Here is a 10,463-nt window from a genome sequence, read left to right as displayed (position 1 = left end):
CCACCGAGAGATGCACAGTCGCTACGAGGTAGGCCTCGAACAGTACGCACTGAGCATCGGCGTCGAGGCACGCCTGGCCGCTGAAATCGGTACGACACTTATCCTTCCGGCCGCAGTGCGCCACCAGACGGAAGTTGCGCAAAACTTCGTCGCGCTGAAGTCCGCCGGCCTCGAACCGGATTCTGCTCCGCTCGAAGAAGTGTCGGCGCCCGTTGCGGTTCTGCGCACAGCGCTCGCGTCCCTGCGCGCAGCGATCGACACCAATGCCGGCGAGTCGCCATTCGATCAGGCCAAGCACGCACAGGACGCACTCCTGCCCGCCATGGCAGAGGTACGTGCAGCGGCCGACTTCCTCGAAACCATCGTCGCCGACGATCACTGGCCACTCCCGACGTATCAGGAAATGCTCTTCATTCTCTGAGTATCACCCGAATATCACTACCCACAGAACTATGGCCTGCAACTCGATCGAGTTGCAGGCCATAGTTGTCGAATCTTGCTCGGCTAGCGGTCTTCCGGCATCGTGACTTCGAGTACGCGAGCCTCACCGGGGGTCGCGGGGTCAGGACGATCGCGCGAATCCGACGACGCCATCTGGAGTCCGTTCAAATCGGTCCGCATGTAGATGACGTTGTAACGGTCCCACGTGGTGGCGACGAATTCGAGGAACTGTCCGCTCGCCCACGGGTGCATGAATCCGCCGTACAACGCGGGCAACGTGATTCCACTCAACAGGGTCTGCGTACCACTCCACGGGCCTTGCGGTTGGTCGGCCTGACGGATCACCAGGTTGCCCTCGGCACTGGTGTACATGGCAACGTACTTGTTCAGGTAGTCGTTCCACTGCACTGCGAGTTCACTGACCGGTGCCTTGATGACCTGAACGGCATCGGTATCTCGCGGACTCCAACCGGAGCCGTCCCAGTATTCGTAGGCGCCGAGATTTCTGATGTCGGCGCCGGCCACTCGCGCCAGGATCGCCTTACCGAAACGACCTGAGGGAGTTCCGTATTCGTAAATGTAGCCGTCCCGACCGTCGAGGAAGGCGCTCTGCTGGAAGTTGGAATTGATCGGCGATACTGCCGGAATCCCCGGAATGCCAAGTCCTTCGGTATTGGCGCGAACTGTCGCCGGATCGAGTTCCCAGTTCTCACCGTTGTCCGTGGAGAAAGCCAGAGCCGAGTAGTTGGTGGTCCAGGCTCCAGGTTCGTCCCACGACCGAACGGACATGAATCTGATGTACTGCACACCACCGTAAGAGATTCCAGCGGTCGGGATGGTGGTGAACTCACCCGGAATGCCGAATCCCGGAATGATCTCCTTGGAATGATTGGGGCCGTCCAAAGGAGAACTGTCGATCTTCATCCCGTCGGCAATGGCGGTGTCGTTGCTGCGGAACAATACGTTGCTGCGCCAGTCGTCACCAGGGGTGTCGCAGTCGCCCACCGTGTCGCCGAATGCCATCAGCACGTCGTGATCCGGCCCCGAAAGACCGTTGTCCCACATGATTCCGAGGTCGGTACCCGACACGTTGAACCGCTCGATGGTGTTGTTGGGACTGCCTGGGCCAGTGACCATTTCGATCGCCTTGGTGCGGCCGGTCAGCACCGGCAGAGCACCGTTGGGGGCGCCGGTGATCCAAGGCAGCGCGTTGGCGAGGGAGCCGGTACCGGCGGATCCACTGCCGAGCGATCCGGTCAGCGAGCCGAGCGAACCCGTCATCGATCCGGCGGAACCACTTCCTCCCGAACCGCACGGTCCACCGATCGCCGACGCAGACGGTGCTGCGGCAATCGTCGCGGCAATCGTGACGACGCCTATCGACAACATCGCCGACATGGAGTGTTTATTACGCACGTGCAGCCCCTCTGATCATTTCGACTCGTTCGGACCACAGGCACAGTGATCCCCGACCGCAGAAGCAAACCATTTGGAATGTGTTAAGAGAGTGAAAGCTGAGCAAATTGTTATAAATCGCCCGTTCAACTGACACAAGTGACAGCTGTGTCCGATTTCACCTTCACAGGACAGTTGTCCGATACAGCAATAAAGGCGCCTAGTATGTAACGGAAATGTAAAAGAGTTCTCACAACGAGGTAGGTGAGCGGTGTCCGTACGTGACCGCGTAGCGCAGATTTACGATCAGGTTTTGGTTCGCAATGCAGGAGAGCCCGAGTTCCATCAGGCCGCCGCAGAGGTCTTCGAGTCTCTTCACGTAGTGCTCGAACGCCACCCCCGCTACGCCGACGCCGGACTCATCGAGCGGCTCTGCGAGCCGGAACGCCAGATCATCTTCCGCGTGCCGTGGACCGACGACCAGGGCAACGTTCACGTCAACCGTGGCTTCCGCGTGCAGTACAACAGTGCACTCGGCCCCTACAAAGGCGGCCTGCGCTTCCACCCCAGCGTCAACCTGGGCATCGTGAAGTTCCTCGGCTTCGAGCAGATCTTCAAGAACTCACTCACCGGCCTGCCCATCGGCGGCGGCAAGGGTGGCTCGGACTTCGATCCCAAGGGCCGCTCCGACGCAGAGGTCATGCGCTTCTGTCAGTCCTTCATGACCGAACTGCAGCGTCACATCGGTGAATACACCGACGTTCCGGCCGGCGACATCGGCGTCGGCGGTCGCGAGATCGGCTACCTGTTCGGTCAGTACAAGCGGCTGACCAACACGTACGAGTCGGGCGTCCTCACCGGCAAGGGAATCACCTGGGGCGGATCGCAGGTTCGCACCGAGGCCACCGGCTACGGCGTCGCGTACTTCGTCGCCGAAATGCTCAAGGCAAAGGGTGAAGGCCTCGAAGGCAAGAACGTCGTGATCTCCGGATCCGGCAATGTCGCCATCTACGCAATCCAGAAGATCCACCAGCTCGGCGGCGTCGCGATCGCCTGCTCGGATTCCTCGGGATACATCGTGGACAAGAAGGGCATCGATCTCGACCTCCTCAAGGAGATCAAGGAAGTTCGCCGCGGCCGCATCAGCGAGTACGCCGACGCAGTTCCGCATGCCGAGTTCATCGCCGACGGTTCCATCTGGGACGTGCCGTGCGACGTCGCACTCCCCTGCGCGACTCAGAACGAGCTCGACGAAGATGCCGCAAAGACCTTGATCGCCAACGGCGTTCAGGCCGTTGCCGAAGGCGCGAACATGCCCACCACCCCCGGAGGCATCCAGCTCTTCCGTGACGCGAACGTAGCCTTCGCACCCGGCAAGGCGGCCAACGCCGGTGGCGTTGCAACCTCCGCTCTCGAAATGCAGCAGAATGCTTCGCGTGATTCCTGGAGCTTCGAGTACACCGACGAGCGTCTCGCCGGAATCATGCGCGGCATCCACAAGCGCACCATCAACACCGCTGCCGAGTACGGAAAGCCGGGCGACTACGTGCACGGCGCGAACATTGCCGGCTTCGTAAAGGTGGCCGACGCCATGATTTCACTGGGCGTCATCTAGAGATTTCCGCACCACAGACAGCAGTACAGAGAAAAGGGTGATTTCACCCTGAACCGGTTCCCGTACATCGGACTGGTCGAATCAATACCTAGGCCGCGAGGGCCCTGGGTCCGCGAGGACCCGGGGCCCTCGAGCTTGCTCCGAGCAAATCGCCCGCGACGAGCACCGTAGGCGCGGCAATGATCCCAGACGGAACTCGCGGTGTCCTCCGAAACCGTTTTCCGCTCTGACGTCGAAAAACACCGTAAGTGGACGATTGTTTAGGTCCGCAGCGCGTGGGGCATATGGACTTATCTTCACATTTGTCCATTTCACAGTTGGACGATCGTTCATGTGGTAGAAATCACAACGCCTGGCGCAATTCGATCCGCAAATTTCAGCGGCGAGTATGCCCCCGAACAAGGCCTCAGCGTGTACCCCGCTTCGTAACGCGCCGAGCCTCCGGGTGCCTGTGCCAGGCGACGCACCTGTCTAGAGGAGGCCACCCATGTCCCCAGCGCTGCTGAACAACCCGGGACCGCTCATGTTGGGAGGCAAGCCCGCCTCCACAGCGGTCAACGACGTCATCCCACTGGCAAGCGATCTCGTAGATCACCTGTCCCGTGCCAACCCGACGTTGACTTCCCTCCAAACGGAGGCAGTACGTCGGGAACTGATTGCGGTGATCGTGCAGGGGCTCCAAGTGGGGATCCAGCTATTGGATCACCGCAAACTTCCCACCGACCAAGAGTTGGACGGCATTCACACGATGACCGTCCAACAAGCATTGAAAGGCGTGCCACTCAGCGCGATCCTCAACTTGACCAACGAGGGCATCAGCACTTTTCGCACCCTCATCCTCAGCCGGGCCGACGCCGAGGACTCCGCCAATCTCGGGGATCTCAACGAGTTCTTGTTCGCACTTGCGCAGCGGCTTCACTCGTTCATCTCGATCAGCTATCTTTCGGCTCTTCCTGCCGGTTCCCAACTCGGGGAATACTCCGCCGGCGCTCTCGTGAAAGCCATGCTGGACGGCGACGATCCCACCCAGCTTGCGTTGCAGATGGGCGTTGAACTCGCACCCCGCTATCTCGTCCTGCGGCTCCTGGTGAACCTGCCGCCCATCCGCCCGGGAGCACGCAACGGCAACCACCAGCGCATACAGGCCTACCGTGACCTCTCCGTCGCTCAATCGAAAATCGCGGCCCACTTCGGGTCGGCACTGCTCGAAGCTCCTGCACCGCAACGTGGTCTGGTGCTGATCGAGGGCACACCCGACTGGGGAACAGTGTGCGAGGTCATCCAACGCGCACGCGCAACGGTCGGGGTGGAGATCACAGCAATCGCCGAGAACGCCGCGGTACGAGATATCGCCGCCGCCCAAGCAACCACTCACGAATTGGCGCAACTCGTGCGGCGCCTGAGACTGCCGGCGCGGTCCTACCGAATGGAAGACCTCGCGCTCGAGTATCAACTCACTCGGGGTGGCGCAGGCCGCGACAGCTTGATCAATCTTCTCAAGCCACTCGACGGCAATCCGGAACTGCTGCAGACATTGTCCATACATCTCGCCAACGGCCAGCATCGTCAGCGCACCGCGTCGGCGCTCGGCCTGCACACCAACACCGTCGACAATCGAATCAAGCGCATCGCAACCCTGACCGGATTGGATCCGGCCCTGCCCTCTGAACTGCTCAAACTGCGCGCTGCCATGATCTCGCTGACCTTCGCAAGCACTGATGTGGACAATCGTCCAGCGAAAATGTGAACACTCACATCCTCGCTATTAGCTGTCCACGTGTGGCGCCTGGACCCCACTTTTCCGCTCCGAACCGGGCTATAAAAGTGTGGTGCGAATCACCGCGCAAACCAGTAACAATTAAGGGGAAACACATGATCAACGGCCAGGATAACGCTCTCCTCGGTGCCTTCTTCGACACCATCCTGCAGCTCTTCAACGCGGGCAGCACCGGCACGGGCTCGACGGATGGCGGCGGCGTCTCCTAGGACGAATCTCGGGCCCTGTGCGAGAGAATCTCTCGCACAGGGCCCGCTCCAAGCCGCCTGACACTGTGATGGCGGTGACCACGGTGACCACCACGTCGCCACCGCTGAAACCAGGAGCAAGCACATGATCGCCGCACCAACCACAGGCGCTTTGGCCGTCGTCTTGAACACCGTCCTACAGATGTTCAACGCCGGCAGCAGTTTCCTCTACACCGACAACTCTCCGATTGGCGGCGGCGGCGAAACTCCCACGACGCCTGCTCCCTGATCGACTTACCCGCTCGCATCACACAGTCGCGGCACAGACAGGAACCACCGTGATAAACCAGCACACCCTGGGCAGCCTGGTCATCGACTTCGGCTCACTCTCCCGAGCACTCGGGTTCGGCAACGGCTCCATCGTGTCGCTCGGCAGCACCGGAAGTGGCTGAAACAGCCCGCCTGACCACGTCGAAGATCCCGTCGCCGCTCACCTTCTCACCACATCTCGAAACAGAAAGCAGGTCCCCCTGTGCCTACAATTCCGCTCACCGGCGACCCCATCGTCATCAACATCATCGTCCAGCTACTGAGCGCGGGCAGCAGCAATGCGCTCGCACTGGGCGGAGTCGGTAGCAGCGGGCTCGGTAGCACCGGGCTCGGCAGCTTCGACTCGGCGAGCCTCGGCAGCGCTGCTTAGGACCTCACTTGTGATCGGCGTTCGATCCGCGTCTTCGGCCGCCGAGGCAGCCCACGAAACCCACGTTGCCCTCCGTCATCTGTGACGGAGGGCAACGTGGCCGTTCTGGCGAGACGGCTCGCGGTTGCGCGATCAGGCCGTCCGCCGCGGTGAATCAACGCCAGTCTTCAGGTGGATCGCTGTCGTCGTGCTCGATGGTCACGGACTCCGAACGATCGTCAGCTGCAGCCTTTTTCGCTGCTTCACGCATCTCGATTCCGTCGGACACCCAGTCGCCGATCTCGCGCGTCACGTCTCGAACGGCCCCGGCGATGATCATCGCGATCGAGCCCACGTGGTTGGCTGCACTTTCGGTCAGTTCCTGGACCGTGTCCTTGCGGCGTTCGAATTTCCCGACCATCAGTGTGTGCCTCTCAGGCTGCAGTTCGCTGGCGCTCGACGATAACACCGGGAGGGGTCGTCGACTTGACCAAACCGGGCGGAAGGGCGAGCTTGAAGATCTTGCCCCATACCGAACCGATCTGCTTGAAGAACCCACCGGTGTTGTACGGCAAACCGTACTTCCCACACAATTCTTTCACCTGGGGAGCGAGTTCCGGATAACGATGCGCAGGCAGGTCCGGGAACAGGTGGTGCTCGATCTGGTGCGAGAGGTTGCCGGACATGATGTGGAAGAGCGGGCTTCCCTCGATGTTGGCGCTGCCGAGCATCTGACGCACGTACCACTGCCCGCGAGTCTCGTCGGCCGTCTCGTCCTCGGTGAAGCTCTGGACACCGGTGGGGAAATGGCCACAGAAGATGATCGAGTAAGTCCACACGTTCCGGACCAGGTTGGCGGTGACATTCCCCGCGAGAGTGGTCACGAACAGCGGCCCCGTGAGAACCGGGAAGATGACGTAGTCCTTGAGGACCTGCTTGCCCGCCTTGTTCCACCAGCCCTTCAGAAGCGGCTTGACGTCGTGCCACTTGCGTTTGCCCTGGATGACGTTCTCGATCTCGAGATCGTGCATCATCACGCCCCACTCGAAGAGCATCATCAAGGCAAAGGCCCAGACCGGATTACCGAGGTAATAGGGGTTCCACTTCTGCGCGTCGTCGATACGCAGGATGCCGTATCCGATGTCGCGGTCTTTGCCGAGAATATTGGTGTACGTGTGATGCATGTAGTTGTGCGAGTGACGCCACTGGTCGGCCGGGCACACCGTATCCCATTCGAAGACTTCGGAATTGAGCCCTGGTTCACGCATCCAGTCGTACTGACCGTGCATGACGTTGTGGCCGATCTCCATGTTGTCGAGGATCTTGGACACGCTCAATGCACCGACTGCCGCGAGCCACACCGGAGGCAGGAAGCCGAGATACATCAAGCCGCGACCTGCGACCTCGAACCCGCGCTGAGCCTTGATGATCTTGTAGATGTACTCCCGATCCTCCGCCCCGAGCGAGGCGACGGTGCGATCGCGCAATGCGTCCAACTCGCGGCCGATCTCGTCGACCTGCTCGTACGTCAGGACGACGGGAGCGTCGTCCTTCGCATCGGAACCGTTGCCGAGGAACGGGAGGGTGGGAAGTGAAAGTCCAAACATGTCGGTCTCCAGACAGTCGTGTGGAAAATGGGACTTCAGATGTCGACGGTGACGTCGCCGACGGGAGCACTGACGCACAGCTGGATCTTCTTGTCCGGCTCGTCGTCTGTCTCACCGGTGCGCACGTTTCGGGTACGGCCCGCCTTCTTGACGGAGGTGCAGGAGAAGCAGATTCCCATCCGGCATCCGTACTCGGGATTGAGGCCCGCAGCTACTGCTTGTTCGAGAAGTGTTTCGCCGGAGTTCTCGGCCGCCACCCCACTTTTGGTGAATGACACCTCGCCGCCGGCCTCCCCCGGCTCGGCCACCGCCGGCGCGAACTCCTCGGTGTTGAGCAAGTGCTCGACGTCGACCTCACGGAACACCTCACGCACTCCCCGCATCAGTCCGGGAGGTCCGCAGAGATAAGCCTGAGCGTCGATCGTGTCCGGATCGGCGATCCAAGGAGCCACCGCGTCGAGGTGCCCGCGATCGAAGAAACCTTCGAGGTCACCTCCACCGCTTTCGGTGTACACGAGTACCAGTTTCACGTTCGGGTTCTGCTCGGCGATGGTCTTCAGCGCGCGCGTGTACGCCACGTCGGCATCGGTGTTCGCGTAATGCACGAACACGATCTCGCCCGAGTGCTGCTCCTCCACCAGCGTCCGAAGCATCGACATGACCGGGGTGATTCCACTGCCGCCACTGATCAACAACACCCGACGCGGGCGGTCGACGGGAAGGGAGAACACCCCGTCTGCCTGCGAGAGGCTGACAACGAGCCCGGGCGCTGCGTTGGCGTACAGATACTGCGACACCAAGCCACCCGGATGGGCTTTGACGGTGAGCTCGATCAGCCCGCTGCGCGTAGACGCGCCCCCGGCCGGCGAGTAGCAGCGAGTGTGACGAACACCGTCGATCACCACGCCCAACTGCACGAACTGGCCCGCCTGAAAACCGCGCCACTGGCGCGTCGGGCGCAGCGTGAGAGTGACGGAGTCAGCCGTCGGATGGTCGACAGCGACAACCTGCGCGCGAATGTCACGAACGGTCGCCATCGGGTTGACCAACTCGAGGTATCGGTCGATCTGATGTGGAGCAGCCATGGCTTCGATCAGTCCCACCAAGGACAGTCCGCGCCGAGGTGTGGACTTCGGTGTCGTGTTCTCAGGAGCAGATGCGATTGTCATGACCCTCCTCGTACTTCGATTGCCGGGTATCTCGATTGCTGGGCTAGCTTCCCCCGACTGCGTGAATTCAGTGTACAAATGTTCACCGAAGATAGTGTGACAGGTGCACACAAGTACATGTCAACAAGAATGTGATCCGAGTTACACGAGTTGCCGAAAGGAGCCGGAATGCCTGTACCTACACTCGACGTCGTGACGAAGGCCGGACCGGTGAACCCAGAGCGCAGGGAACCCGACAACAGGGAGCCGGAAAGTCGTGCCGCAAAGAAGGAACGCACACGCCAAGCGCTCCTGGACACTGCCATGGACCTCTCGGCCGATCGGGGCTTCGCCGGAATCAGCTTGCGAGAGGTAGCCAGGGAAGCCGGGATCGTTCCGACTGCGTTCTACCGCCACTTCGCTTCACTGGAGGACGTCGGTGTCGTCCTCGTCGAAGAGAGCATGCGCATGTTGCGCCAGATGCTGCGCGACGCAAGGCGTAATCCCAGCACCAAGGACGCCGCTACGTCACTGGGCATCCTTGTGCGACAAGTGCATACACACGAGCGACAGTTTCGGTTCCTCTGCCGCGAACGCTACAGCGGCGTCAGTGAGGTACGACGTGCGATAGCCACTGAAATGCGGTTGTTCGTCAGCGAACTGACCATCGACCTCTCCAGAATTGCCGGACTGGAAAGCTGGTCGTCGGACGATCTGGAAATGGCTGCCGACCTGATCGTCTCGACGATGTTCAGCGCTGTCGTCGAACTGCTGGACGCCGGGACGGCCGGGTATCGCGACGAAGCCGCCGTCATCACACGAGCCGAGAAGCAACTGCGAGTCATCATGCTCGGAATGGCCACCTGGAATCCACCTCGAAACTGACCTCGGGTTCACCTTTTCGACGTACGGTGAGAGTCATGTCTTCCACGAGTACATACGAAATCCCCGTTGGCGACCTCACCTTCGACGTACTGATCTCGGGCCCGGACGACGGCATTCCGCTGGTAGCGCTGCACGGCTTCCCGGAGAGCGCCGCATCCTGGGGCAAGGTCACACCACTGCTCACCGCAGCGGGCTACCGCGTTATCGCACCGAATCAGCGCGGTTACTCCGCCGGCGCGCGCCCCGAAGGGGTGGATGCCTACAAGATCGAGCATCTGGTAGCCGACGTCGTCGGATTGCTCGACGCACTCGGCCTGTCCGACGCGCATCTGGTCGGCCACGACTGGGGTTCGGCGGTCGCCTGGCAGGTCGCCGGTCGCCATCCGAACCGGATCCGCAGTCTGACCGCGATCTCGGTCCCCCACCCCACCGCCTTCGGCTGGGCACTCCGCGAGGACGAGGACCAAAAACAACGCTCGTCGTACATCGGACTTCTCCGACAGGAGGGCAAAGCCGAGGAAGTGTTGTCGGAGGACAACTTTCGCCGGCTGCGCGCTATGTTCGACGGCCAGATCGATCCTGAATTCGCCGACGAGCACATTCGTGTCCTGAGCGGGGAGGGCGCGCTGACCGGCGCCTTGAACTGGTACCGCGCGATGACCCGCGACTTCGGCGACATCGATCGCACCACCGTGCCGACTACGTACGTCTGGAGCACCGGCGACACA

The 10,463-nt window shown here is 61.3% G+C and carries 10 protein-coding genes and 1 pseudogene; 7 read left to right on the top strand and 4 right to left on the bottom strand.

The features are described 5' to 3' along the window. Positions 1-421 (top strand): annotated as a pseudogene (locus A2J01_RS19065) (glutamine synthetase type III); the annotation flags it as partial. Positions 422-504: 83 nt separating this feature from the next. On the opposite strand, the gene A2J01_RS19060 reads toward A2J01_RS19065, so the two are convergent. Beyond that, positions 505-1,839: a DUF4185 domain-containing protein gene (locus A2J01_RS19060; protein WP_064113330.1), complete on the bottom strand. Its 1,335-nt coding sequence runs from the start codon at positions 1,837-1,839 to the stop codon at positions 505-507. 268 nt (positions 1,840-2,107) lie between these two features. Here A2J01_RS19060 and gdhA point away from each other — a divergent pair, with 268 nt between their 5' ends. The 4 genes from gdhA (at position 2,108) to A2J01_RS36475 (ending at position 6,116) form a co-directional block, all read left to right on the top strand. Further along, a complete protein-coding gene (gene gdhA / locus A2J01_RS19055) occupies positions 2,108-3,451 on the top strand; it encodes an NADP-specific glutamate dehydrogenase (protein WP_003945368.1) in 1,344 nt (447 codons plus the stop codon). Positions 3,452-3,938: 487 nt separating this feature from the next. Next, positions 3,939-5,198 carry a PucR family transcriptional regulator gene (locus A2J01_RS19050; RefSeq protein ID WP_003945374.1) on the top strand — a complete coding sequence of 420 codons (1,260 nt, stop codon included), beginning with the start codon at positions 3,939-3,941 and terminating at the stop codon, positions 5,196-5,198. Between the two features lie 363 nt (positions 5,199-5,561). Next, positions 5,562-5,705: a hypothetical protein gene (locus A2J01_RS36480; RefSeq protein WP_003945326.1), complete on the top strand. Its 144-nt coding sequence runs from the start codon at positions 5,562-5,564 to the stop codon at positions 5,703-5,705. 243 nt (positions 5,706-5,948) lie between these two features. Next, entirely contained in the window at positions 5,949-6,116 is a 168-nt protein-coding gene (locus tag A2J01_RS36475; protein WP_003945367.1) for a hypothetical protein, read from the top strand. Between the two features lie 154 nt (positions 6,117-6,270). Here the strand turns inward: A2J01_RS36475 and A2J01_RS19045 are convergent, their stop codons facing one another. Genes A2J01_RS19045 through A2J01_RS19035 form a run of 3 tightly spaced genes read right to left on the bottom strand, consistent with a single transcriptional unit; the run spans position 6,271 to position 8,871 of the window. Then, the gene (locus A2J01_RS19045; protein WP_003945295.1) at positions 6,271-6,516 is read right to left on the bottom strand and encodes a hypothetical protein; all 246 of its coding nucleotides are present in this window, start codon (positions 6,514-6,516) and stop codon (positions 6,271-6,273) included. 13 nt (positions 6,517-6,529) lie between these two features. Further along, positions 6,530-7,702: a fatty acid desaturase family protein gene (locus A2J01_RS19040; protein ID WP_064113329.1), complete on the bottom strand. Its 1,173-nt coding sequence runs from the start codon at positions 7,700-7,702 to the stop codon at positions 6,530-6,532. Between the two features lie 35 nt (positions 7,703-7,737). After that, positions 7,738-8,871 (bottom strand): ferredoxin reductase, encoded by a 1,134-nt coding sequence (locus A2J01_RS19035; RefSeq protein WP_064113328.1) that lies wholly within the window; start codon positions 8,869-8,871, stop codon positions 7,738-7,740. A 168-nt stretch (positions 8,872-9,039) separates the two neighbouring features. Here A2J01_RS19035 and A2J01_RS19030 point away from each other — a divergent pair, with 168 nt between their 5' ends. Continuing rightward, on the top strand, positions 9,040-9,735 hold the full coding sequence (locus A2J01_RS19030; RefSeq protein WP_003945327.1) for a TetR family transcriptional regulator: 696 nt from the start codon (positions 9,040-9,042) through the stop codon (positions 9,733-9,735). A gap of 35 nt (positions 9,736-9,770) precedes the next feature. Then, positions 9,771-10,463 (top strand): alpha/beta hydrolase (locus tag A2J01_RS19025; protein WP_064113327.1); only part of this gene is annotated, 693 nt, incomplete at its 3' end.

Source organism: Rhodococcus sp. EPR-134 (assembly GCF_001647205.1).
GTDB lineage: Bacteria > Actinomycetota > Actinomycetes > Mycobacteriales > Mycobacteriaceae > Rhodococcus_F > Rhodococcus_F qingshengii.
This window is presented reverse-complemented; position numbering and strand designations above follow the sequence as displayed.

Bases quoted from the DNA above. Each gene is read 5' to 3' on its own strand.
- A2J01_RS19040 (WP_064113329.1), bottom strand. From the start codon at position 7,702: ATGTTTGGACTTTCACTTCCCACCCTCCCGTTCCTCGGCAACGGTTCC.
- A2J01_RS19060 (WP_064113330.1), bottom strand. From the start codon at position 1,839: ATGTCGGCGATGTTGTCGATAGGCGTCGTCACGATTGCCGCGACGATT.
- A2J01_RS36480 (WP_003945326.1), top strand. From the start codon at position 5,562: ATGATCGCCGCACCAACCACAGGCGCTTTGGCCGTCGTCTTGAACACC.
- A2J01_RS19050 (WP_003945374.1), top strand. From the start codon at position 3,939: ATGTCCCCAGCGCTGCTGAACAACCCGGGACCGCTCATGTTGGGAGGC.
- A2J01_RS19035 (WP_064113328.1), bottom strand. From the start codon at position 8,871: ATGACAATCGCATCTGCTCCTGAGAACACGACACCGAAGTCCACACCT.
- A2J01_RS19030 (WP_003945327.1), top strand. From the start codon at position 9,040: ATGCCTGTACCTACACTCGACGTCGTGACGAAGGCCGGACCGGTGAAC.
- A2J01_RS19045 (WP_003945295.1), bottom strand. From the start codon at position 6,516: ATGGTCGGGAAATTCGAACGCCGCAAGGACACGGTCCAGGAACTGACC.